The sequence below is a fragment of the Bradyrhizobium sp. ISRA464 genome (assembly GCF_029910095.1).
Classification (GTDB): domain Bacteria; phylum Pseudomonadota; class Alphaproteobacteria; order Rhizobiales; family Xanthobacteraceae; genus Bradyrhizobium.
In genome coordinates, this window is record NZ_CP094526.1 from 8,215,366 (window position 1) to 8,237,841 (window position 22,476).

22 protein-coding genes and 1 other RNA gene are annotated in these 22,476 nt (G+C 64.3%); 15 read left to right on the forward strand and 8 right to left on the reverse strand.

Annotated features, from left to right (window positions below):
* Positions 1 to 63: 63 nt before the first annotated feature.
* Positions 64 to 160: signal recognition particle sRNA small type (gene ffs / locus MTX19_RS38105), an RNA gene on the reverse strand.
* Between the two features lie 97 nt (positions 161 to 257).
* On the opposite strand from ffs, the gene MTX19_RS38110 reads away from it, so the two are divergent.
* From MTX19_RS38110 to MTX19_RS38135, 6 genes are all read left to right on the forward strand, one after another.
* Positions 258 to 677 (forward strand): HIT family protein, encoded by a 420-nt coding sequence (locus MTX19_RS38110; RefSeq protein ID WP_280981754.1) that lies wholly within the window; start codon positions 258 to 260, stop codon positions 675 to 677.
* Between the two features lies 1 nt (position 678).
* The gene (nudC, locus tag MTX19_RS38115; protein WP_280985754.1) at positions 679 to 1,629 is read left to right on the forward strand and encodes an NAD(+) diphosphatase; all 951 of its coding nucleotides are present in this window, start codon (positions 679 to 681) and stop codon (positions 1,627 to 1,629) included.
* A 75-nt stretch (positions 1,630 to 1,704) separates the two neighbouring features.
* Positions 1,705 to 2,655, forward strand: coding sequence for a sugar kinase (locus tag MTX19_RS38120; protein WP_280981755.1), 951 nt, complete (start codon positions 1,705 to 1,707; stop codon positions 2,653 to 2,655).
* A gap of 76 nt (positions 2,656 to 2,731) precedes the next feature.
* Positions 2,732 to 3,232 carry an Lrp/AsnC family transcriptional regulator gene (locus MTX19_RS38125; RefSeq protein WP_280975206.1) on the forward strand — a complete coding sequence of 167 codons (501 nt, stop codon included), beginning with the start codon at positions 2,732 to 2,734 and terminating at the stop codon, positions 3,230 to 3,232.
* 99 nt (positions 3,233 to 3,331) lie between these two features.
* Positions 3,332 to 3,703, forward strand: a complete 372-nt coding sequence (locus MTX19_RS38130) for a hypothetical protein (protein WP_280981756.1) — start codon at positions 3,332 to 3,334, stop codon at positions 3,701 to 3,703.
* On the forward strand, positions 3,684 to 5,150 hold the full coding sequence (locus MTX19_RS38135) for a methyl-accepting chemotaxis protein (protein ID WP_280981757.1): 1,467 nt from the start codon (positions 3,684 to 3,686) through the stop codon (positions 5,148 to 5,150). Before MTX19_RS38130 ends, MTX19_RS38135 begins: the two co-directional genes overlap by 20 nt.
* A 118-nt stretch (positions 5,151 to 5,268) precedes the next feature.
* On the opposite strand, the gene MTX19_RS38140 is transcribed toward MTX19_RS38135, so the two are convergent.
* The 7 genes from MTX19_RS38140 to MTX19_RS38170 form a co-directional block, all read right to left on the reverse strand.
* Entirely contained in the window at positions 5,269 to 6,768 is a 1,500-nt protein-coding gene (locus MTX19_RS38140; protein ID WP_280981758.1) for a phosphomannomutase/phosphoglucomutase, read from the reverse strand.
* Between the two features lie 138 nt (positions 6,769 to 6,906).
* The gene (locus MTX19_RS38145; protein WP_280981759.1) at positions 6,907 to 7,254 is read right to left on the reverse strand and encodes a HepT-like ribonuclease domain-containing protein; all 348 of its coding nucleotides are present in this window, start codon (positions 7,252 to 7,254) and stop codon (positions 6,907 to 6,909) included.
* The gene (locus MTX19_RS38150; RefSeq protein WP_280975202.1) at positions 7,244 to 7,540 is read right to left on the reverse strand and encodes a nucleotidyltransferase family protein; all 297 of its coding nucleotides are present in this window, start codon (positions 7,538 to 7,540) and stop codon (positions 7,244 to 7,246) included. Before MTX19_RS38150 ends, MTX19_RS38145 begins: the two co-directional genes overlap by 11 nt.
* Before the next feature lie 62 nt (positions 7,541 to 7,602).
* The gene (locus MTX19_RS38155; RefSeq protein ID WP_280981760.1) at positions 7,603 to 8,121 is read right to left on the reverse strand and encodes a TIGR02281 family clan AA aspartic protease; all 519 of its coding nucleotides are present in this window, start codon (positions 8,119 to 8,121) and stop codon (positions 7,603 to 7,605) included.
* Positions 8,122 to 8,309: 188 nt separating this feature from the next.
* Positions 8,310 to 9,761: an NCS1 family nucleobase:cation symporter-1 gene (locus tag MTX19_RS38160; RefSeq protein WP_280981761.1), complete on the reverse strand. Its 1,452-nt coding sequence runs from the start codon at positions 9,759 to 9,761 to the stop codon at positions 8,310 to 8,312.
* A gap of 123 nt (positions 9,762 to 9,884) precedes the next feature.
* Positions 9,885 to 12,422 (reverse strand): ATP-dependent helicase HrpB, encoded by a 2,538-nt coding sequence (gene hrpB, locus MTX19_RS38165; RefSeq protein ID WP_280985755.1) that lies wholly within the window; start codon positions 12,420 to 12,422, stop codon positions 9,885 to 9,887.
* A 120-nt stretch (positions 12,423 to 12,542) separates the two neighbouring features.
* Positions 12,543 to 13,862 (reverse strand): UDP-glucose/GDP-mannose dehydrogenase family protein, encoded by a 1,320-nt coding sequence (locus MTX19_RS38170; protein WP_280981763.1) that lies wholly within the window; start codon positions 13,860 to 13,862, stop codon positions 12,543 to 12,545.
* Positions 13,863 to 14,040: 178 nt separating this feature from the next.
* Here MTX19_RS38170 and MTX19_RS38175 point away from each other — a divergent pair, with 178 nt between their 5' ends.
* From MTX19_RS38175 to MTX19_RS38215, 9 genes are all read left to right on the forward strand, one after another.
* Positions 14,041 to 15,108, forward strand: coding sequence for an acyltransferase family protein (locus MTX19_RS38175; protein WP_280985756.1), 1,068 nt, complete (start codon positions 14,041 to 14,043; stop codon positions 15,106 to 15,108).
* 243 nt (positions 15,109 to 15,351) lie between these two features.
* Positions 15,352 to 15,963 carry a sigma-70 family RNA polymerase sigma factor gene (locus tag MTX19_RS38180; RefSeq protein WP_280975197.1) on the forward strand — a complete coding sequence of 204 codons (612 nt, stop codon included), beginning with the start codon at positions 15,352 to 15,354 and terminating at the stop codon, positions 15,961 to 15,963.
* Between the two features lie 509 nt (positions 15,964 to 16,472).
* Complete coding sequence (locus MTX19_RS38185; RefSeq protein ID WP_280981765.1) at positions 16,473 to 17,171, forward strand: cytochrome c biogenesis protein CcdA; 699 nt, start codon at positions 16,473 to 16,475, stop codon at positions 17,169 to 17,171.
* 19 nt (positions 17,172 to 17,190) lie between these two features.
* Positions 17,191 to 17,769 (forward strand): thioredoxin family protein, encoded by a 579-nt coding sequence (locus tag MTX19_RS38190; protein WP_280981766.1) that lies wholly within the window; start codon positions 17,191 to 17,193, stop codon positions 17,767 to 17,769.
* A 250-nt stretch (positions 17,770 to 18,019) separates the two neighbouring features.
* Complete coding sequence (locus tag MTX19_RS38195; protein WP_280981767.1) at positions 18,020 to 19,426, forward strand: cytochrome ubiquinol oxidase subunit I; 1,407 nt, start codon at positions 18,020 to 18,022, stop codon at positions 19,424 to 19,426.
* On the forward strand, positions 19,423 to 20,433 hold the full coding sequence (cydB, locus tag MTX19_RS38200) for a cytochrome d ubiquinol oxidase subunit II (RefSeq protein ID WP_280981768.1): 1,011 nt from the start codon (positions 19,423 to 19,425) through the stop codon (positions 20,431 to 20,433). The genes MTX19_RS38195 and cydB overlap by 4 nt, the downstream gene beginning before the upstream one ends.
* A complete protein-coding gene (locus tag MTX19_RS38205) occupies positions 20,433 to 20,561 on the forward strand; it encodes a DUF2474 domain-containing protein (protein WP_280981769.1) in 129 nt (42 codons plus the stop codon). Before cydB ends, MTX19_RS38205 begins: the two co-directional genes overlap by 1 nt.
* 163 nt (positions 20,562 to 20,724) lie before the next feature.
* Entirely contained in the window at positions 20,725 to 21,318 is a 594-nt protein-coding gene (locus tag MTX19_RS38210) for a L,D-transpeptidase (protein ID WP_280981770.1), read from the forward strand.
* Positions 21,319 to 21,372: 54 nt separating this feature from the next.
* Complete coding sequence (locus MTX19_RS38215) at positions 21,373 to 22,410, forward strand: amino acid ABC transporter substrate-binding protein (protein WP_280981771.1); 1,038 nt, start codon at positions 21,373 to 21,375, stop codon at positions 22,408 to 22,410.
* Positions 22,411 to 22,476: the final 66 nt, after the last annotated feature.

The following is a 22,476-nucleotide window of genomic DNA, read 5'->3' on the forward strand; positions in this document are numbered from 1 at the left end:
GAGCCGAAATCGAGCGCCGGGCGCGGAGACCGCCAATCCAGCGCGATTCGCTCGGAAAAACAGGTAGGAGACTGACGAGCGACCCGATCCGGACCTCGTTAGGGCTGCTTCCTTCCGGACCTGACCCGGTTGGCGAGTGGCTCGTCCACCGCCAATCTCCCGGTCCCTATTTGGGGCCAAAAGAGCCGGAAAGCAAGCGGCCTGACCATGGTTTGTGGGACTTGTAAGGGAACACGGAAAGGCATTACTTCCCCCTCATGCCCGCCTCCAACTGGACGCTGCATTCGCAGCTCAAGAAAGACACCATCGACATCGGCGACCTGCCGCTGTGCAAGGTGCTCGTCATCAAGGACGCGCATTATCCCTGGCTCCTGCTGGTGCCCCGGCGCGACGGCGCGGTCGAGATCATCGACCTCGACGAGGTCGAGCAGGCGCAGCTGATGACGGAGACCTCCCGGGTCGCGCGGGCTTTGAAAGAGATCACCAAGTGCGACAAGCTGAATATCGCGGCACTCGGCAATCTGGTCCCGCAGCTTCACGTCCATGTCATCGCACGCCGCACCAGCGACGCTGCATGGCCGCGTCCCGTTTGGGGCGTGATGCCGCCGCTGGCGCATGACGCCGAGGAAGTGCAAAATTTCATCAACGCGCTTCGCCGCAAGATCTGGTTGGGTTGAAATGTCAGCATTCGACAAGTTTCCGCTCGGGCAACCGGCCTTCGTCACACACGTCCTGGATCGTGCCGCGCATCTGCGCACCAATGACGAGAAGCTGTTCGCGCTCGAAGGCCACCGCGAAGCCCGCGCCTATGTGATCTACCGCGACTCCCTGGTGGTGAAGCAGGACGCCGACGGCCCACGCGCGCTGCTGTCGTTCGAGGAGGCGCGGAGCTTCGGCGCCAACCCCGGCACGATCTTCTTGGGGCTACGCGACGGCGCGCCGATCTTCGGCATGGGTATCGCCCCGCAGGCCGCCGAAAAATTGGTCGGCCGCAGCGACGTCACCGTGACCGAGTTGCGCGGCATGGCGATGCAAGGCGCCGTCCCGGCGGAGCAGCTTTCGGCGATCGCCATGGCGAAGTCGATGGTGAGCTGGCATCAGCGCCACGGCTTCTGCCCGAACTGCGGCACGCGCACCGCGATGAGGGACGGCGGCTGGAAGCGCGAATGCCCGAGCTGCAAGACCGAACATTTCCCGCGCACTGATCCGGTCGTGATCATGCTGGTCACCTACGGCGACAAGGTGCTGTTGGGCCGGCAGAAGCAGTTCATGCCCGGCATGTATTCCTGCCTCGCCGGCTTCGTCGAGGCGGCAGAGACCATCGAGGATGCGGTGCGGCGCGAGATTTTCGAGGAGTCAGGCATCCGCTGCACCGACGTCAATTACTACATGACGCAGCCCTGGCCCTATCCATCATCCCTGATGATCGGCTGCACCGCGCGCGCCACCAATGAGGACATCGTGGTCGACCGCACGGAGCTGGAGGACGCCCGCTGGTTCAACCGCGACGAAGCGACGCTGATGATCAAGCGGCAGCATCCCGACGGCCTCGCCGGACCGCATCCGTTCGCGATTGCCCATCACCTGCTCGGACGATGGGTGCATCACGGAGACGCGTCGGGCAAATAGCGGGAACCGGACATTGCCCCTCCAGATGAGATCCGGGCACAGGGGCTCTGGCAAAACCATCATGACGGGCCCCGCATGAATTTTCAGACCGGAGCGCCGAAAATTCCGCCGCGCATTCTCTGCATCGGCATGCCGGTGCGAGACCTCACCTTCAGCGTCAGCGGTGTGCCGGCGCGCGGCTGCAAGGAAAATGCCACCCATTTCGACCAGATCTGCGGCGGCAACGCGCTGAATGCCGCGATCGGCATCGTGCGGCTGGGCGGCCGCGCCTCGATTTGCGGGCCGATGGGCGATTCGGCGGAGACGTCGAGCCGCTACATCTTCGACAAGCTTGCGCAGGAGAACGTCGAGACCCAGCACCTCGTGCACATGGCCGATCTCGCCACGCCGATCTCGGCCATCATGATCGATCCGAGCGGCGAGCGCACCATTGTCACCTTCCGCGACCCGGAGCTCTGGAAGGTGAAGCTGCCGCCGACCGAGCTGCTGCTGGAGGACTGCGCGGCGATCCTGACCGAGAGCCGCTGCGCACCGTTCTGCACCGAGCTTTGCGCCGAGGCCGTAGGGCGCGGCATTCCCGTGGTCGTCGATGTCGACCGCGCGATGTCGATGAGCGAGGACCTGCTTGTTGCCTCGACCCATCTCGTCTTTTCCAGCGACTCGCTGCAGGAGACGGCAGACATCACCGACGACGGCCAGGCTCTTCAGAAGATCGCCAGGCTCACCCCGTCGTTCCTGGCCGCGACGCGCGGGCCGCGGGGCACAATCTGGCTGAACGAGAAGGGTGAGCTGGAAGAAACCCCCGCCTTTCCGGTCCACACCGTCGATACGCTCGGCGCCGGCGACATTTTCCACGGCGGGTTTGCGCTCGCCCTGACCGAGAAGCAGGAGCTCCGGCAGGCGCTGCGATTCGCCTCCGCAGCCGCAGCGCTGAAATGCACCCGCTTCGGGGGTGCTTATGCCGCACCGCAACGTGCTGAAGTTGAAGCGTTTTTGGAGCAGCACCAGGAGGCACGGCCGGCCTAGGAGAGCAGGAACTACTTGCCAGAGAAGATTTTTCTATATATGAGGGATATCAACCTATCATATGGAACTTTCTTCTATGACTGACGTCGCCGTTCATATTCACCAGGATAGCCGCCGCCTCGACGCCATCGATCGCAAGATCCTGACCGTCCTGCAGGAGGACGCCTCGCTCTCCGTCGCCGAAATCGGCGACCGGGTCGGACTGTCGTCGACGCCGTGCTGGAAGCGCATCCAGCGGCTGGAAGCCGATGGCGTGATCCTGCGCCGGGTGGCGCTTGTCGACCAGAACAAGATCGGGCTGGGGATTTCGGTATTCGTCTCGGTCGAAAGCGCCGACCATTCGGACGCCTGGCTGCGCAAATTCGCCGACGCCGTGAGCGCCATGCCCGAGGTGATGGAGTTCTACCGGATGGCCGGCGACGTCGACTACATGCTGCGCGTCGTGGTCGCCGACATGCAGAGCTACGACATCTTCTACAAGAAGCTGATCAGCGCCGTGCCGCTGAAAAACGTCACCTCGCGTTTCGCGATGGAAAAGATCAAGTCCGTCACCGCGCTGCCTGTGCCGGCGGCGTAACCGCCGAGAGCTAGCGCCACACGGCAGCATCACGCCCCCAAGTAGTTGGCTGCCAGAGCGTTTACCTGAAGTTAGCGCAGCTCGCGATATTCTCCCGCCATGGAGCCGGGGGACATCATCCCGTCGACGCGATGGCCTGCATGGCTGGGCGCGGCCGCGTTGCTGATCGCGAGCTGGATCGGCATCGCTGCACTGTCGTTGCAGGTGCGCGCAGGCACGGAAGTGGTCGCGGTGGCCTTTCCACCATGGTGGGGGGCAAGGCGAGCAGTTCTGGCCGCCGCATCCGCCCATGCGTCGATCGTTCGGATGACGGCCGTTCCGACGCTGCTGGTGGTGCGGCCCGACCGCGATGGCGGGCTGAACCGACTGTACGAGGCCGGTGCCTGGCTGACCGTCGATCCGCAGGCAGTCGCTGCCTGCATCGGGGCCGATGACGAATTGGGGGTTGGGGATGACCTTCGAAGGCGATGACGTGGCGGTCTTGCGCGAGACCGCCAGCAAGATTCTGCTTGTGGTGCTTTGGCTGCACGTTCCGATCGCAGCCGTCATTGGCCTCGCGCTTCACTCCGACTGGCTCATGCCGACCGCCTTCATGGCGGCGATGGCGCTATCCGCGACGGCGTCGTGGCGCATTTCGGGAAACGGCGCGGCGACGCGCATGATCGTCGCCGTCGCCCTGATGGCCGGCGTGTCGATGCTCGTCTTTCAGTTCGCCGGCCACGCCTGGCAGGTCGACATGCACATGTACTTCTTCGCCGCCCTGGCGTGCCTGGTCGCCTATTGCGACTATCGGCCCATCGTCGCCGGCACTGCGGCAGTCGCGCTGCATCATCTGACGCTGAACTTCATTCTCCCGGCCGCCATCTATCCCGGCGGCGCCGATCTTGGCCGTGTGGTTCTCCATGCCGTCATCCTCCTGATCGAGGCCGGTGTGCTGATCTGGCTCGCGCACACGCTCGCCCACCTGTTCAAGACGACGGCCGAGAAGGCGACCGAGGCCGAGGCTGCCAGCGCTGCGGAAGCGCGCGCCAATGCCGATCGTCTCGAGGCCGAGCACACCAAGCAAAAGCGGGATGCAGCAAGACGCGAACTCGCCGCCGGCTTCGAGCGCAAGATCGCTGGTGTCGTCGAGGCCGTCGCGGCGGCAGCGCGCGCGATGCAGGCGCTGTCGGCATCCATGGACGGGAGCAACGCGGAAACCATGCGCCAGGCCACCGCAGCCGCCTCCGCATCGGCGCTGGCATCGACCAATGTGGAAACCGTGGCGTCGGCGACCGAAGAGCTGACCGCTTCGATCAACAACATCGCCGAGCAGGTGACCCGCTCCACCCGGATCGCCGCCAAAGCCGCGGGGGACGCGCGCCGCACCAATACCGTCGTGGATAGCCTCGCCGCCGGCACCCAGAAAATCGGCGAGGTGGTGACGCTGATCCAGAGCATCGCCAGCCAAACCAACCTGCTGGCGCTGAACGCGACGATTGAGGCGGCTCGTGCCGGCGAGCACGGACGAGGATTTGCGGTGGTCGCGAGCGAGGTCAAGCCGCTGGCCAATCAAACCGCCAAGGCGACCGAAGAAATCGCAGCGCAAATTCAGGATATCCAGACCGCGACTGACGAAGCCGTCAACGCCATCGAGGCTATCGGCGGCACCATCGCCGAAATCGACCAGATCTCCGGCGAGATCGCGGCTGCGGTCGATCAGCAAGGCATGGCGACTCGGGAGATCTCCGGGAACCTGCAGCAGGCTGCCGACCGCACCAGGGATGTGAGCAAAGGCATCCTGAGCGTCAACCAGGCATCCGAACAGGCCAGCAAGGCAACCGCACAACTCCTCGATGCGGCCAACGGCCTGTCGTCACAATCGGAGTGGCTGAAGTCCGAGCTCGACGGCTTCCTGGGCTCGCTGCGGGCGGCGTAAACCGGCAGAACACAGGTCGTCACACGCGGGCTTGACCCGCGTGTCCATCAATCTTCACGTGCTTGTCGGCGATGGATTGCCGGGTCAAACCCGGCAATGACAATCGGAACAGCGACGTTCAGATCTTCTGATTGTATTCGCCGACCTCGGGATGCGTGCGCAGCACGGAATCCATCGCCTCGAACATGTCGCGCATGCGTTGCTCGCTGACGGGGCTTTCGACGACAACCACCAGCTCCGGCTTGTTCGAGGATGCGCGCACCAGACCCCAGCTGCCGTCCTCGGCCGTGACGCGCACGCCGTTGACGGTGACGAGATCGCGGATCGGCTGGCCGGCGACCTCGCCACCCTTCTGCACGAGCTGCTCGAAGTGCTTCACCACCGCATCGACGACGCCGTACTTCGCCTCGTCGGCGCAATGCGGCGACATGGTCGGCGACGACCAGGTCTTCGGCAGCGCGTTCTTCAAATCGGCCATCGACTTGCCGGGCGCGCGGTCGAGCATCTCGCAGATCGCGATCGCCGAGACGAGGCCGTCGTCATAGCCGCGACCGAACGGCTTGTTGAAGAAGAAGTGGCCGGACTTCTCGAAGCCAGCGAGCGCACCCAATTCGTTGGTGCGGCGCTTCATGTAGGAATGGCCGGTCTTCCAATACACCGTCGTCGCACCCTGCTTTTGCAGCACGGGGTCGGTGACGAACAATCCGGTCGACTTCACGTCGACGACGAACTGCGCGTTCCTGTGAATCGCCGACATGTCGCGCGCCAGCATCACGCCGACCTTGTCGGCGAAGATCTCCTCGCCGGTGTTGTCGACGACGCCGCAGCGGTCACCGTCGCCGTCGAAGCCCAGGCCTACATCGGCCTTGTGCGCCAGCACCGCATCGCGGATCGCGTGCAGCATCTCCATGTCTTCGGGATTCGGATTGTACTTCGGGAAGGTGTGATCGAGCTCGGTATCGAGCGGGATCACCTCGCAGCCGATCGCCTCCAGCACCTGCGGCGCGAATGCGCCCGCCGTGCCGTTGCCACAGGCCGCCACGACCTTCAGCCTGCGCTTCAGCTTCGGGCGGTCGGTGAGGTCGGCGATGTAGCGCGCCGGATAGTTCTCGTGGAATTGGTAGGAGCCGCCGACCTTGTTCTTGAACTCGGCGTTGAGCACAATCTCCTTCAACCGCGTCATCTCATCGGGGCCGAAGGTGAGCGGACGGTTGGCGCCCATCTTCACGCCGGTCCAGCCGTTGTCGTTATGCGAAGCGGTGACCATCGCAACGCAGGGCACGTCGAGGTCGAACTGCGCGAAGTATGACATCGGCGTGACGGCAAGCCCGATGTCATGCACCTTGCAGCCCGCCGCCATCAGGCCCGAGATCAGTGCATATTTGATCGAGGCGGAATAGCCGCGGAAATCGTGGCCGGTGACGATCTCCTGGCGGACGCCGAGCTCCGCGATCAGCGCACCGAGCCCCATGCCCAGCGCCTGCACGCCCATCAAGTTGATTTCCTTGTTGAACAGCCAGCGCGCGTCGTATTCGCGAAATCCGGTCGGCTTCACCATCGGCTCGGATTCGAAGGCATAGGTATTCGGGACCAGCGCGGATTTCGGCTTGGGGAACATTGATCGGCCTTATCGTCGAGTGCGGAGGAACATCGCCGCAGCCATAGCGAATGCGGCGCCTGAGCGAAAGATGAGACTGGTGGCTGGTGGCCGACAATTGCGGCAGAAATGGCGGTGACCAGACAGAGCAAGACCGGCCTATCCGGTCAGACGCACGATCTCCTGCTCGACCACCGCTCTCAAGGGCGGCAGCGCAAGCTCAACTGTGTCCCAGACGAACTGCGCAGCAACGTCCTCGTAGTCGTGCCGATAGACGTTGCCGGCCCCCGCCATCTGTTTCCACGCAATCCCAGGGTGTCTCGCCTTGAGATCGGCCGGAAGGCGTCGCGATGCCTCCGAAATGATTTCCAGGCAGCGCGTTACTGCGTAGACGGATCGAATGTCCGCCTTAAACGTCTGACGATCGAGACCTTCGGCAAACTTCGTCGCAAGGTCGACGTGATGCAGGATATCGAGCAGTGCGCCTTCAGCGCGATCAGAAGGCATAGATGGCGTCGGCCGTAGCCGTGGGTCGGACATGCGATTTCAGAGCGTCACGATTGACCACATCAACGGGCCCATCAAAAAGTCCCGAGATATACTGCTTGAGATCAACGTAGTCGAAGATTGTTAGTCGGGCGCTCGGATCAATCTCGATCATGATGTCGATATCGCTGTCCGCGCGGTGATCGCCCCGCGCGACCGACCCGAATAGGGCAGCATGCGTCACGCCCCGCCGGCGCAAGGCCTGCTCAGAACGGCGTAACGTATCAATCGCATCGGAACTGTTCATAAGCCAAATATAGCACGCTGGGGCAGCAACCGGGAGGGCAATCTCCACGCGAGCCGGTTGGCTTACTGCTCCAGAACCAGACGGCCGTTGGCATATTCGAAGCGCTTCAGCTTCGACAGGAAGGACAGGCCGAGCAGGTTTTCCGACAGCGCCTCGTCGGGCAACACCATGGCATCGACGTCGCGCACGATGAGGCCGCCGAGTTCGATCATGGCGATGCGGGCGCGCGCGGCCTTGATGGTGCCGTTGGCAGTGGTGACGCGTGCGGTGTAATCACCTGGCACAGGACGCAGGCCGAAGCGCGCGGCGGAGGTCTCGTTCAGCGCAACTACCGATGCACCAGTGTCGACCATGAAGCCGATGCGCTGGCCGTCGATGCGGCCGTCGGTCGCGAAGTGACCGCGAGCGTCCGGCGGAATCGTCAGCGTGCGGCCGCTGGTCTGCGCCACCGTGACGGGAGGGACCGCACTCTTCTGTGCTTGCGCTGTGGTCGCGGCGGCGGGCGTCATCTTGCTGGCCATCTGTGCCATGAACGTGCCCAGCCCGATCATGATGGCCGCGAAAATCATCAGGTTACGCATGACACCAACTCGGAAAGCCGAAAATGCAATTTGACCACGCCGGACACCCCGCCGCGAGTGACGTCGTGGGACCAAGCCTTTCATTTTGATGAAAAGGATGAGCGAAGGGTTAATGCGAACCAACGGAAACCCGGTCGAGGCGGCCGAGCGGCATCGATTGCCTCGTCCCGGAGTGCCTCGCGATCGTCTCAGGCGGCCTTCGCGACCGGGCTCGGCATCACGGCGCGCAGCGCGTAATAGACCGCGCCGGCGATCCCGACACCAAAGAACCAGCCATAGACCGTCCACCAGGACGGCAGCAACGAGGTGAAGTTCGGCAGGATCGACGAGAACAGCGCGCCGACTGCCGCGGCGACGAGCGCGCTGACGTTCCAGCCGTTCTGGAAACGGTATGCGCCATCTTCCTGGTAGAGCGCCGGCACGTTCACCCTGCCCTTCGCGATCAGATAATAGTCGACCATCATGATCCCGAAGATCGGCCCCATCGTCGCGCCGATCAGCCCGACGAATGAGGCTGCACTGCCCTCCCATGGCGCGAAGGGATACAGCACGAGCGCGATCAGCGCCGCGATATAGCCGCCCCTCTTGAAGTCGATCTGCCGCGGGAACACGTTGGAGAAATCGAACGCGGGCGAGACGAAATTGGCGACGACATTGATGCCGAGCGTCGCCACCGCAAAGGTGACCGCGGCCAGCAACGCCAGGAACCAGCTGTCGAACTTCGCCGAGATCTGATCCGGATGCAGCAGCACCTCGTGATAGACGTTGAACGCCGCGATCGTGGTGACGCCGGCGACCAGCGAGAACAGGATCAGGTTGACCGGCAAGCCCCAGATGTTGCCCTTGCGGAGCACCGCCGCATCGGGCGCGTAGCGCGAGAAGTCGCAGAAGTTGAGATACAGCGCGGCGAAATAGGTGATCCAGGTCGCCGCAACTGCGCAGAGCGCGGGCAGCGTGCCGGGCTCGCCGGGCACGCCGGCATCCTTGGTCTTCTCCAACAGCACATCCTGCGGAATCGGCGCAGTGAGCGAGATGCCGCCGGCGGTGATGCAGAGATAGATCGCGAGGATCAGCATCATCAGCCACACCGCCGGCCCCGCCCAGTCCTGGAATCGGCGCACCGTCTCCATGCCGCGCTGGATGATCAAGAGCTGCAGCGCCCAGATCACGACGAAGCAGATCACTTCGAGGCCGGAATGCCCAAGCACATGGGTGGACTGGTGAAAGGACTTGAAGGCGTCGATGCGGGTCAGGAGCGCGACGATCGCGCCCGATGCTGCCGCCGTCTGCGCGCCGTACCAGAAGCAGGCAACGATGGCGCGCACCAGCGCCGGGAGGTTGGCGCCCCAGACGCCGAACGACGCGCGGGCCAGCACCGGATAGGGTACGCCGGTCTTCACGCCGGCATTGCCGATCAGGCTCATCAGGAAAAAGATCACCAGCGAGCCGACGCCGATTGCCAGGATAAAGTTGACGAAGCTGCCGCAGAGCAGGAACAGGCTGGCCGCGAGATAGTAGCCCCAGAGGCTGTGGACGTCAGAGGTCCAGACGTTGAAGATGCTGAAGGCGCCCCAGTTGCGTTCCCTGGCCGGCGCCAGATCCTCATTGTAAAGCGATGGCGATGCGTTCTTGATCTCCAAGGCGGCCTCCCCGAGGTGCAAGCCTGTGATCCCGACGCACAAATCTAACCACCGTTTGCGGGCGCCCGCCAGCGCAACGACCGAGGATGATCGGGAAAAGTGGCGCCCGCCGTTCGAGACCGATTAAGTGCCGCGCGGCTTCACCCGCCGGGTCGGCATCGCACTAGCGGGATCCTCAGGCCAAGGGTGGCGCGGATAACGGCCGCGCAGGTCGGATCGAACCGCGGCGTAGCTGCCGTGCCAGAAACCCGGCAAGTCGCGGGTCACCTGCACCGGCCGCTGCGCCGGCGACAGCAGTTCCAGCACCAGCGGCACCGCGCCCTTGGCGATCGAGGGATGGGTGTTGAGCCCGAACAGCTCCTGCAGCCGCACCGCGATGGTTGGCCCCTGCTCGGCCTCGTAGTCGATCGCGAGCTGCGTGCCGGTCGGCGCCTCGAAATGCGTCGGCGCCTCGCGATCGAGCCGGGCCCGCAGCTCCCACGGCAACAGCGCCATCAGCGCGTCCGACAAATCGCCGGCGGAGAGATCCTTCAGTGCGGTCTTGTCGTACAGCGCCGGCACCAGCCAGTCGTCGGCGCGGGCGGCAAGCGCGGCGTCGGACAGATCGGGCCAGCTCTCGCCCTCGGCCTTGCGCAGGAACATCACGCGGTCGCGCCATTGCTTCGAGTGCTTCGACCAGGGCAGCCGGTCGAGGCCTGCGGCGATCAAGCCGTCCGCGAAGATGCGCGCAGTCTCAGCCGAGGGCGATAGCGGCATCGGCGCTTCCAACAGCGTGATCGCATGCAGCGAGCGCCGGCGGCGCGCGCGCAAGGCCATCGCGTTACGATCGAAGGTCACCTCTTCCACGATCTCGATATGGTCGGCGAAACGCTGCTCGATCTCCTCCTGGGTGATCGGCGACGCCAGCAGGATGCGGCCGCTCGCGGCCGTGCCGGTCAGCTCGGCCACGGCTATATAGGGAGCGCGAGCCAGCGCCGAGGTCTGCTCGACGGCCGCGCCGCGGCCATTGGCAAGCACGAAGCTGCCATTGCCGCGGTTCTTCGCAACACGGTCCGGGAAGGCGAAGGCCAGCATGACGCCTGTGGAGAGATCTCCTTCGTCAATCGCCGCAGCCTTTGTGAGCCCCCCTCCCCGGCCCTCCCCAACAAGGGGGGAGGGAGAAGCGGAACGTGTGTCGGATCGCTCTACTTGCGCGGCCCAGCGCTGCGCCATGCTGCGCGCGCTCGTCGCACGCTGCGAACGGTCACGGCGGAACTGGTCCAGCCTGACGTCGAGATCGACGCTGTCGCCGCCGAGCCCGCGCTCGGTCAGGACGGCCGCGATCTCCGCCGCCTCGTCCGCCGCACCGAACCGCGCCGAATCCACGATCATCCGCGCCAGCCGTGGCGGCAGCGCCAGCGCGCGCAGGCTGTTGCCTTCCGCGGTGATGCGGCCGCCGCCGTCGAGCGCGCCGAGCTCGGTGAGCAGCGATTTCGCCTCCTTCAGCGCCGGCGCCGGCGGCGGATCGAGAAAGGCAAGGCCGGCGGGATCGCTGACGCCCCATTGCGCGAGGTCGAGCACCAGCGACGACAGATCGGCGGACAGGATCTCGGGCGCGGTGTAGGCCGGGAGCGACGCGGTCTGTGGCTCGTCCCACAGCCGGTAGCAGACGCCGGGCTCGATACGGCCGGCACGGCCGCGCCGCTGGTCGACCGCCGCGCGCGAGGCGCGAACGGTTTCCAGCCGCGTCAGCGCAATGTCGGGCTCGTAGCGCGGCACCCGCGCCATGCCGGAGTCCACCACGATGCGGACGCCCTCGATGGTGAGCGAGGTCTCGGCGATCGAGGTCGCCAGCACCACCTTGCGGGTACCCTTCGGCGCCGGCGCGATGGCACGATCCTGCACGCCGGCGTCGAGCGCGCCGAACAGCGGCACGATTTCGACCGAGGCGTCGTGCACGCGCTCGGCGAGCAAGGTCTGGGTGCGGCGGATTTCGGCCGCGCCCGGCAGGAACGCGAGCACCGAACCGGCGTCGGCACGCAGCGCTGAAGCGATCGCGTCCGCCATCTGGCGCTCCAGCGGCACATCCACCTTGCGGCCGAGATAGCGGGTCTCGACTGGAAAGGCGCGCCCCTCGCTTTCGACCACCGGCGCATCGCCGAGCAGGTTGGCGACGCGGGCGCCGTCGAGGGTCGCCGACATCACGAGAATGCGCAGGTCCTCGCGCAGGCCGGTCTGCGCGTCGCGCGCCAGCGCGAGCCCGAGGTCGGCGTCGAGCGAGCGCTCGTGGAATTCATCGAATAGCACGGCAGCCACGCCGTTGAGTTCGGGATCATCGAGGATCTGCCGCGAGAAGATGCCCTCGGTGACGACCTCGATCCGCGTCACGCGCGACACCTTCGAGCCGAAGCGGACGCGATAGCCAACGGTCTCGCCGGCACGTTCACCGAGCGTCTTGGCCATCCGCTCGGCGCTGGCGCGCGCGGCGATGCGGCGCGGTTCCAGCACGATGATCTTTTTGCCTTTCGCCCAGGGCACATCCAGCAGCGCCAGCGGCACGCGCGTGGTCTTGCCGGCCCCGGGCGGGGCCACCAGCACCGCGGCATTGTGGCCGGCGAGCGTGCGGTCGAGGTCATCGAGCACGGCGTCGATCGGCAGCGGCGTATCAAACTTGCGCGGCAAAACCAAACATCCGTCATCACCCGCGCAGGCGGGTGATCCAGTAACCACCATCATGCCCGGTTGCGAAGACCGGGCGTACTAGATACCCCGCCTCCGCGGGGTATGACAGTGGTATTGAGATTAAGCCCGCGGCGACGGCGCGCGGCCGACGCTGTCATAGGCAAAGCCATGCGCGGCCATGTCCTCGGGGCGATAGATGTTGCGCAGGTCGATCACGACCGGCTGCTTCAGCTCTGCCTTCAGCCGATCGAGGTCGAGCGTGCGGTACTGCACCCATTCGGTGACGACGACCATGGCGTCGGCGCCCTTCACGCACTCATAGGGATCGTCGCAATACTCGATATCGGGCAGCTCCTTGCGAGCCTGCTCCATGCCGACCGGGTCATGCGCACGCACCTTGGCCCCCATGTCGAGCAGACCGGTGACGAGCGGGATCGACGGCGCCTCGCGCATGTCGTCGGTGTCAGGCTTGAAGGTGAGGCCGAGCACCGCGATGGTCTTGCCGCGCAGGCTGCCGCCGGAGAGGCTCGCGACCTTGCGCGCCATGGCGCGCTTGCGGTTGTCGTTGACGCCGAGCACCGCCTCGACGATCCGCAGCTGTACGTCGTGGTCCTGCGCGATCTTGATCAGCGCGCGGGTGTCCTTCGGGAAGCAGGAGCCGCCGAAGCCCGGCCCTGCATGCAGGAATTTCGAGCCGATGCGATTGTCGAGCCCGATGCCGCGCGCGACCTCCTGCACGTCGGCGCCGACCTTCTCGGAGAGATCGGCGATCTCGTTGATGAAGGTAATCTTGGTCGCGAGGAAGGCGTTGGCGGCGTATTTGATCAGCTCGGCCGTGCGCCGAGCCGTGAACATCAGCGGCGCCTGATTGAGCGACAGCGGCCGGTAGATATCGCCGAGCACCTTGCGTCCACGTTCATCCGACGTGCCGACCACGATGCGATCGGGGAACTTGAAGTCGCGGATCGCGGCGCCCTCGCGCAGGAATTCCGGATTGGAGGCGACGACGACGTCCGCCGAAGGATTGGCCTCGCGGATCAATCGCTCGACCTCATCGCCGGTGCCGACCGGCACGGTCGACTTGGTGACGACGACGGTGAAGCCCTTCAGCGCCGCGGCGATCTCGCGCGCCGCGCCATAGACATAGGTGAGGTCGGCGTGGCCGTCGCCGCGCCGCGACGGCGTGCCGACCGCGATGAACACCGCATCGGCCTCCGCAACGGGCGCCGCCAGATCAGTGGTGAATTCGAGCCGCTTGGCCTTCACGTTGGCCGCGACCAGTGCGTCGAGGCCGGGCTCGAAGATCGGGATCTCGCCCCGATGGAGCGCCGCGATCTTGCTCGCATCCTTGTCCACGCAGGTCACCTGGTGACCGAAATCCGCAAAACAGGCGCCCGACACCAGCCCCACATACCCCGTGCCAATCATGGCAATGCGCATGAAACAACCCGCTTCCTATGGTTAACGACCCCTGGGATTCGTGCGCCTCTTAGAACATTTACCGGCCAAGGGAAACGTGGAAAAGCACCGGTCCCGCGGCATGTCATTTGTATGAATAAAGGAGAAAGCAACCGATCGGGCCGATGATGCACCCGATCACGCCGAAAACAGGACAAAGATGACCATAAACGGCACAGCCGCTGGGACAGACCGTTCCGCCAGGACCGCCGGCGGGCGCGTTGACTGGGTCGACTACGCCAAGGGCATCTGCATCGTCATGGTCGTGATGATGCACTCGGTGCTGGGTGTGGAGAAGGCCGCCGAACAGACCGGCTTCATGCATTATGTCGTGATGTTCGCGAAGCCGTTCCGGATGCCCGACTTCTTCCTGATTTCCGGGCTTTTCCTGTCGATCGTGATCGATCGCGATTGGCGCACCTATCTCGACCGCAAGGTGATGCACTTCGCCTATTTCTATGTGCTGTGGGTGACGATCCAGTTCGGCTTCAAGGCGCCGTCGCTCGCCGCTGAATCGAGCTGGAGCGAGGTCGGGCTATTGTATCTCGAATCCTTCATCGAGCCGTTCGGCACGCTGTGGTTCATCTATCTGCTGCCGATCTTCTTCGTCGTCACGAAACTGACACGCAACATTCACCCGGTTGTCATCTGGTTGATCGCCGCAGCGCTCGAGATGACGCATCTGACGACGGGCTGGACCGCGATCGACGAGTTCTGCGCGCGCTTCGTCTATTTCTTCACCGGCTACATCCTCGCCGATTACGTGTTCGCGCTGTCGGATCGCGCCCGGGCGCGGCCTCTGCTTGCGCTTCTCGGGCTCGGGCTCTGGGCGCTCGTCAATGGCGGGCTGGTCGCGCTCGAGGTGAGCGAATGGCCGATCATCTCGCTGGCGCTCGGACTTTCCGGCGCCTGCGCGATCATCGTGATCGGCACGCTGCTGGCGCGTGCGCACCGGCTCGATTTCCTGCGCTTCTGTGGCGAGCACTCGATCGTCATCTATCTCGCCTTCTTCCTGCCGATGGCCGCGACACGGACGGCCCTGCTGCGGATCGACGTGATCCACGACATCGGCCTGGTCTCGTTGATCGTGACCGCAGCCGGCGTCGCCGGCTCGCTCCTGATCTGGCGTCTGGCGCTGGCGGCTCGGGCCAATTTCCTGTTCGAACGGCCCGATGCATTCTGGATTGCTCCAAAAAAGGCAGCGCCCGCCTTGCAAGCGGCCGAGTAAGCCCCTGGTAGTGCCGGAAGTCACGGCCGGATTCGTTCCGACGGGGGAATCCGGCCCATCGAATTTTCCGCATATTGAAATGATTGGTCTTTTGGTCCCGAATGTTTCGTCGCCGGGCGCGTGACGAAACAATTCTCCTGCTCACGAAACCATTTTCCGCTTTTCGCGCAGACATCCGGAAACGGGCGGCAACTAACAATCCTCCCAACGAACCGCCGCCAAACGGCGAATTGGGAGCCCGTCATGCCGAACGTCATCGCCATCAACCCCGCAGCCAAGAAGCAAATTGCCGCTGCCCGCGCGACCTCGGATGAAATGCTGCTCGCGAGCATCGCCAAGGGTGACCGCACCGCGATGCACGTCCTGTATTCCCGTCACAACGTCCGGGTCTACCGCTTCGTGCTGCGCATGCTGCGCGACACCACGATCGCCGAGGACCTGGTCAGCCAGGTGTTCCTGGACGTCTGGCGGACCGCCTCCCAGTTCGAGGGCCGCTCGCAGGTCTCGACCTGGCTGCTGTCGATTGCCCGCTTCAAGGCGCTGACCGCGCTGCGCCAGCGCAAGCACGAGGACATCGATCAGGAAGATGTGCTGGAGATCGCCGATGGCGCCGACACGCCGGAAATCTCGCTCGATCGCGCCACCACCAGCGAGATCCTGCGCGCCTGCGTCGCCAAGCTGTCGCCGGCTCACCGCGAGATCATCAACCTCGTCTACTACCACGAGAAGTCGGTCGAGGAGGCCGGGCTGATCATCGGTATCCCGCAGAGCACCGTGAAGACCCGGATGTTCTATGCCCGCAAGCAGCTCGCCGATCTCCTCAGGGGTGCCGGCGTCAACAGCGTCGCGGCATAAACACAAGCAAATTCAATGTATTAGGCAAATTCCAAGTGAGCCGACCCAATAGTCCGCGAAACCAAAAAAGTCCAGCGACGAAACAATTGAAACACGCGACGACATCGGCCCGAAAAACTCGATCGTTACAACTTTAACCAACGACGCAACGCCACTATTTACTGAACCAGTTTCGAGACCTCCCAAGCTAACCTCCCAAGTGACCTCCAACGACCCGGCCGGGATGCCCCCCAAGCCGGGTCGCTCTATTTCTAGCGGGTCCTCAAGCGAAGCAGACCCTGGTTCGCGAAGATCATTCGTCGAGGCGATATCCGGCGTCACTGTCGGATTGATCCGGATCCGACAAGCTTTTGGCGCGGCTTCGTGAAGTCGAGCGCGGCTCGTCTCACACGGACGTGACGGCGTGCGCGAGCGAAGCGCCGTAACAGCACGAGCCATTGCCGCGAACATCATCAGGCGTCTCCGGCATAATCCTCCGACAGGCCGGGACTTATGATGGACGGACGACGATGCTCAGCATTGCCCTTGCGCTGCTTGCCGGTGTCGCGACCGTCGCCGCGCCTTGCACCCTGCCGATGCTGCCAATCCTGCTCGGGGTATCGATAGGCCAGACCCGCAAGGCGCGGCCCGCGATGATCGCGCTTGGCTTCGTGGTGTCATTCTCTGCCGTGGCGTTGCTGCTGAGCGCGATCACGCGCGCTTTCGATTTCGATCCGAACGTGCTCCGGACAGGGGCCGCCGTACTGCTCGCCGGCTTCGGCCTGTTGATGATCTGGCCAGCGCCGTTCGAATGGCTGTCGATCAGGCTGGCCGGCCTTACCGGCGGCAACCTCGCCAACGCCGTCCCGTCGCAGGGACCGTTGGGTGGCTTCCTGCTCGGCGGCACGCTCGGCCTGGTGTGGACGCCCTGCGCGGGACCGGTGCTGGGCTCGATCCTGACCATCATCGCGACCTCGAAGGACACGGCATGGGCGAGTCTACAGCTCGTCACCTACGCGATCGGCGCGGCGATCCCAATGCTCGCGATCGCCTATGGCGGTCAGGCCGTCACCACCCGCGTGCGCAGCATCGCGCGAATTTCGCCGCGTCTGCAGCAGGGCTTTGGCGTCGTGATCATCGCATTCGCTGCGCTCTCCTACCTGCAATACGACACGCTGATCGTAGCGTGGCTGACCCGCTTTTATCCCAACGGCCAGATCGGCCTGTGAGTCTCGAAAGGAGATATCAATGTCCCTGCGCTTGATTGCTGTGTCCGCTCTGGTGGCCGGCCTTGGCCTGGGCGGCGCCGTCATTCCCGGCCTGTGCACGGAAGCCGACGCGCCGGCGCGACCCGCTGCGATGACTGCAGCCATGACCGCCGAGCAGAGCCAGCGCGCGCCCGACTTCGTCGGCATCAGTAACTGGTTCAATTCACAGCCGCTGAAGCTCGCAGATTTGCGCGGCAAGGTCGTGCTGGTCGACTTCTGGACCTATGGCTGCGTCAACTGCGTCAACACACTGCCGCACGTCACCGAACTTTATTCAAAGTATCGAGATCGCGGCCTCGTCGTGGTGGGGGTCCACACGCCGGAATTCCCGTTCGAGCGCTCCGCGTCGAATGTGCAAGCGGCGTTGAAGCGGCACGGCATCCTCTATCCGGTGGCACAGGACAACAATTCGCAGACCTGGAACGCCTACCGCAATCAGTATTGGCCGGCGCAGTACATCATCGACCAGAACGGCAAGATCGTCTTCCAGCACGACGGCGAAGGGCAGTATGAGCAGATCGACCGCACCATTGCGCGGCTGCTCAACGTCGACAGCTAGGGTGTGATCCAGGACCCGGCGGACCGCGCTCGCGCAATGTGCGAGCCGGCCTTCCGCAAAGATCATGCTTGAACAATGAAATGAGGGCAGAATGCGATTGCACCCATCGCATCGTGTTCCTCGGACAATCCGTCCTGTATTGTCGTCACCCCCGTCGTGGTAGGGTTCACCACGGTTGGGCGCGGTCCCGAAGACCGGAAGGCGGTCTTCGGGCAAGATCGCGCTCCGAATGGACGACGGACGGTGCGTCATGTTCGAAGGTTGGGATGCGGTTGCGCTCGCGCGCGCGCAGTTTGCTTTCACGATGTCATTCCACATCGTGTTCCCCGCATTCTCGATCGGGCTTGCGAGCTACCTCGCAGTGCTCGAAGCTCTGTGGCTTGCTACCGGGCGCGAGGTCTACATCAATCTCTTCAATTACTGGCTGAAGATCTTCGCGGTGGCTTTCGGCATGGGCGTGGTGTCGGGCATCGTGATGTCCTATCAGTTCGGCACCAACTGGTCGGCTTTCGCCGACAAGACGGGCCCCGTGATTGGCCCGATGATGGCCTATGAGGTGCTGACCGCGTTCTTCCTCGAGGCGGGTTTCCTCGGCGTGATGCTGTTCGGGCTCGAACGCGTCGGCCACAAGCTGCATTTCCTGGCGACGCTGATGGTCGCGGTCGGCACGCTGATCTCGGCGTTCTGGATCCTGTCGGCCAATTCCTGGATGCAGACGCCGGCGGGCTATGCCGTCAATGCCGACGGGCAATTCGTCGCCGCCGACTGGCTGAAGGCGATCTTCAACCTGTCATTCCCCTACCGTCTCGTGCACATGGTGCTGGCGGCCTATCTCACCACCTCGCTCGTGGTCGGCGCGGTCGGCGCCTTTCATCTGCTGCGTGATCAGCATCTCGCGGGCCCCCGCGTGATGTTCTCGATGGCGATGTGGATGGCAACGCTGGTGGCGCCGATCCAGATCCTCGCCGGCGATCAGCACGGCCTCAATACGCTGGAGCATCAGCCCGCCAAGGTGATGGCGATGGAAGGCCACTTCCAGAGCCACAAGGACGGCGCGCCGCTGGTGCTGTTCGGCTGGCCCGATATGGCCGATGCCAAGGTGAAATATGCGATCGAGGTGCCGAAGCTGTCGTCGCTGATCCTGAAACACTCGCTCGACGCTCCGCTCGCCGGCCTCGACACCGTGCCGCGCGAGAACTGGCCGCCGGTGCCGATCACCTTCTGGGCGTTCCGCGTCATGGTCGGCCTCGGCTTCCTGATCATGGGTCTCGGCCTGTTCAGCCTCGTGATGCGCTGGCGCGGAAGAATGTACGAGACGCGGCTGCTGCATCTGTGCGCGGTCGTGATGGGGCCGGCCGGCTTCATCGCGGTGCTCGCGGGCTGGATCACCACCGAGACCGGGCGGCAGCCGTTCACCGTTTACGGGCTGTTGCGAACGGCCGATTCGGTGTCGCCGCTGGCCGCGCCTGCGGTGGGCTCGTCGCTGATCGCCTTCGTCATCGTCTATTTCGCCGTGTTCATCGCGGGCGTGGTCTACATCCTGCGGCTGATGGCACAGCCGCCGCATCATGGCGAGCAGGGCCCGTCGCATGACCTGCCGGCGCGCGCCGCCGGCATCACGCCGGCCGCAGGCGCTGCCGTGGAGGGCGCACGATGAGCTTCGCCGCAGACCTCGCCACAATCTGGGCCTTCATCATCGCCTTTGCGGTGTTCGTCTATGTCGTGATGGACGGCTTCGATCTCGGCCTCGGCATTCTGTTTCCGTTGTTCCCGCAGAAGACCGACCGCGACGTCATCATGAACAGCGTGGCGCCGGTGTGGGACGGCAACGAGACCTGGCTGGTGCTCGGCGGCGGCGGCATGATGGCGGCGTTTCCGCTGGCCTATGCGGTGCTGATGCCCGCGCTCTACACGCCTGTCATCGCGATGCTGCTCGGCCTCGTGTTCCGCGGCGTCGCCTTCGAATTCCGCTGGCGGACGCAAAAGGCGCGCAACAAGTGGGATCTCGCCTTTGCCGGCGGCTCGCTGCTCGCGGCGCTGGCGCAGGGGATTGCACTTGGTGCGATCCTGCAGGGCGTGCATGTCGAGGGACGCCAATATGCCGGCGGCTGGTGGGACTGGCTGACGCCGTTCAGCGTCCTGACCGGCGCGGCGCTCGTGATCGGCTATGCGCTACTTGGCGCGACCTGGCTTGTGATGAAGACCGAAGGCGAATTGCGCGACCGCGCCTATCATCTGAGCTGGGTGCTCCTGATCGCGATGCTCTGCGCGATCGGCGCCGTCAGCATCGCGACGCCGTTCCTGCATGTGCAGTACACCCATCGCTGGTTCGCCTGGCCGAACATCGTCCTGACCGCGCCGGTACCGATCGCGGTTGCCGCCGTCGCCGTGCTGCTGCTGCGCGCGCTGACCAACAAATACGACTATCAGCCGTTCTTCCTGTCGCTTGCGCTGTTCGTGCTGTCCTATGCAGGGCTCGGCATCAGCATGTATCCGTACATCGTGCCGCAGAGCATCACGATCTGGCAGGCGGCCGCACCGGAGAACAGCCAGATCTTCATGCTGGTCGGGGTCGCGGTGCTGATCCCGCTGATCCTCGGTTATACCGGCTGGGCCTATTGGGTGTTTCGCGGCAAGGTCCGGCCCGGACACGGGTATCACTAATGCCATCGGATCCTGCTCCACGTCCGCTCGGCCAGCGCCTTCTGTGGTTTGCAGCGCTCTGGCTCGGCGGCGTCGGTACGGTGGCCCTGGTCTCTTTCGCCCTGCGACTCTGGATTGCGCCGACATGAGGTTTAGCGGGCGGCCACCGCGACGATCCAAAAAGGGGAAGCATTACAGCGAGATACCACCTGTGCGTGCCCCAAACTTGCCATCAAGCTGTCACTGAGATTTGATGTTCGCGCGATTTGGGTGGAGCAGGCAATTGGCCTGCGCCGACAAGGAGAGCTGTGCATGACGAAACTTCGTCACTTGGTCTGGATGGTGACCGCCGCGATCGTTCTGGTGCTGTCAACGTCGCAAGGCTTTGCGCAGAGTCGCCCTGACGTCGACGAGCCCGGCCTTGTTCCCGACGATAACTACCAGCTCGATCCGGAATGGCAGAAGCAGGTCGTGTACTACCGCACCAACGAGGCGCCGGGCACCATCATCATTTCCACCGCCGAACGCCACCTTTACCTCGTGCAGGGCAATGGCCGCGCGCTGCGCTACGGCATCGGCGTCGGCCGCGAAGGCTTCCAGTGGCAGGGCCTGCTGAACATCACCCGCAAGGCGGAGTGGCCGGACTGGACGCCGCCGTCGGAGATGATCGCGCGCCAGCCCTATCTGCCGCGCTTTATGGCCGGCGGCCCCGGCAATCCGCTCGGCGCACGGGCGATGTATCTGGGCACCACGGTCTATCGCATCCACGGCACCAACCAGCCCGACACGATCGGCACCGCGATCTCCTCGGGCTGCTTCCGCCTCGTCAACGCCGACGTCATGGATTTGTACGACCGCGTCCCGGTCGGCACCAAGGTGATCGTCCGGCAGAAGCCCCAACTCTAGCCTCCAGCCCACCTTCGTTAGCCTACCCTTTTCCCTCATTGGCGAGAGACATCCATGCGTACATTTCGAGGCGGCCTGACGATCGGGCTCGCGGTCGCCGTGCTGGTCGCGGCCGCCGCCTTCACCTATGAGCGCTACGACACACGCACGCTGAAGCGCACGCTACGCCGCGGCGAGGTGCTGTGCGGCGTCAACAAGGGCCTGCCCGGCTTCTCGATTCCCGACGACAAGGGGAATTGGACCGGCTTCGACGTCGATTTCTGCCGCGCGGTGGCGTCGGCGATCTTCGACGATCCATCGAAGGCGAAATTCGTCCCGCTCGACGCCAGCGAGCGCTTCAAGGAGTTGCAAAACCGCAAGGTCGACATCCTCTCGCGCAACTCCACCTGGAGCATGTCGCGCGAGACGAACTACGACCTCTATTTCCCGGCGGTCGCCTATTATGACGGTCAGGGCTTCATGCTGCCGCGCTCGCGCAATATCGATTCCGCGCTCGACCTGAACGGCAGCAAGGTCTGCGTGCAGTCCAACACCACGACGCAGCTCAACCTTGCCGACTACTTCCGTGCCAACAACATGAAGTACACGGAGATGAAGTTCGACAAGCTGGACGACGTCGTGAAGGCCTACGACTCCGGCCAGTGCGATACCCTGACCTCGGACGCCTCGCAGCTCTATGCGCTGCGGCTCAACCTCTCCAAGCCGAACGACCACGTCATCCTGGCCGACATCATCTCGAAAGAGCCGCTCGCGCCGGTGGTGCGCTTGCGCGACGACGACTGGATGATGATCGTGAAGTGGACGCTCTACGCCATGATCAACGCCGAGGAGCTCGGCGTCACCTCCAAGAACATCGACGAGGCGCTGAAGTCGAAGAAGCCCGAGGTGATGCGGCTGGTCGGCACCGAGGGCAGCTACGGCGAGGACCTCGGCCTGACCAAGGACTGGGCCGTGCGCATCATCCGCCATGTCGGCAATTACGGCGAGGTCTATGACCGCAACGTTGGTGCCGGGTCCAAGCTGAAAATCCCGCGCGGCATGAACCAGCTCTGGAACGCGGGCGGCGTGCAGTACGCTCCGCCGATCCGATGACGGCGGTTTAGCGGACGCGCTCTGCCACAGCCTTAACTGTCATCACCCGCGAAAGCGGGTGATCCA

Bases quoted from the DNA above. Each gene is read 5' to 3' on its own strand.
- nudC (WP_280985754.1), top strand. From the start codon at position 679: ATGTCAGCATTCGACAAGTTTCCGCTCGGGCAACCGGCCTTCGTCACA.
- MTX19_RS38205 (WP_280981769.1), top strand. From the start codon at position 20,433: ATGCCATCGGATCCTGCTCCACGTCCGCTCGGCCAGCGCCTTCTGTGG.
- MTX19_RS38120 (WP_280981755.1), top strand. From the start codon at position 1,705: ATGAATTTTCAGACCGGAGCGCCGAAAATTCCGCCGCGCATTCTCTGC.
- MTX19_RS38110 (WP_280981754.1), top strand. From the start codon at position 258: ATGCCCGCCTCCAACTGGACGCTGCATTCGCAGCTCAAGAAAGACACC.
- cydB (WP_280981768.1), top strand. From the start codon at position 19,423: ATGAGCTTCGCCGCAGACCTCGCCACAATCTGGGCCTTCATCATCGCC.
- MTX19_RS38155 (WP_280981760.1), bottom strand. From the start codon at position 8,121: ATGCGTAACCTGATGATTTTCGCGGCCATCATGATCGGGCTGGGCACG.
- MTX19_RS38190 (WP_280981766.1), top strand. From the start codon at position 17,191: ATGTCCCTGCGCTTGATTGCTGTGTCCGCTCTGGTGGCCGGCCTTGGC.
- MTX19_RS38145 (WP_280981759.1), bottom strand. From the start codon at position 7,254: ATGCCTTCTGATCGCGCTGAAGGCGCACTGCTCGATATCCTGCATCAC.
- MTX19_RS38140 (WP_280981758.1), bottom strand. From the start codon at position 6,768: ATGTTCCCCAAGCCGAAATCCGCGCTGGTCCCGAATACCTATGCCTTC.
- MTX19_RS38210 (WP_280981770.1), top strand. From the start codon at position 20,725: ATGACGAAACTTCGTCACTTGGTCTGGATGGTGACCGCCGCGATCGTT.
- MTX19_RS38180 (WP_280975197.1), top strand. From the start codon at position 15,352: ATGCCGAACGTCATCGCCATCAACCCCGCAGCCAAGAAGCAAATTGCC.
- MTX19_RS38215 (WP_280981771.1), top strand. From the start codon at position 21,373: ATGCGTACATTTCGAGGCGGCCTGACGATCGGGCTCGCGGTCGCCGTG.
- MTX19_RS38195 (WP_280981767.1), top strand. From the start codon at position 18,020: ATGTTCGAAGGTTGGGATGCGGTTGCGCTCGCGCGCGCGCAGTTTGCT.
- MTX19_RS38150 (WP_280975202.1), bottom strand. From the start codon at position 7,540: ATGAACAGTTCCGATGCGATTGATACGTTACGCCGTTCTGAGCAGGCC.
- MTX19_RS38175 (WP_280985756.1), top strand. From the start codon at position 14,041: ATGACCATAAACGGCACAGCCGCTGGGACAGACCGTTCCGCCAGGACC.
- MTX19_RS38125 (WP_280975206.1), top strand. From the start codon at position 2,732: ATGACTGACGTCGCCGTTCATATTCACCAGGATAGCCGCCGCCTCGAC.
- MTX19_RS38130 (WP_280981756.1), top strand. From the start codon at position 3,332: ATGGAGCCGGGGGACATCATCCCGTCGACGCGATGGCCTGCATGGCTG.
- MTX19_RS38135 (WP_280981757.1), top strand. From the start codon at position 3,684: ATGACCTTCGAAGGCGATGACGTGGCGGTCTTGCGCGAGACCGCCAGC.
- MTX19_RS38185 (WP_280981765.1), top strand. From the start codon at position 16,473: ATGCTCAGCATTGCCCTTGCGCTGCTTGCCGGTGTCGCGACCGTCGCC.
- MTX19_RS38170 (WP_280981763.1), bottom strand. From the start codon at position 13,862: ATGCGCATTGCCATGATTGGCACGGGGTATGTGGGGCTGGTGTCGGGC.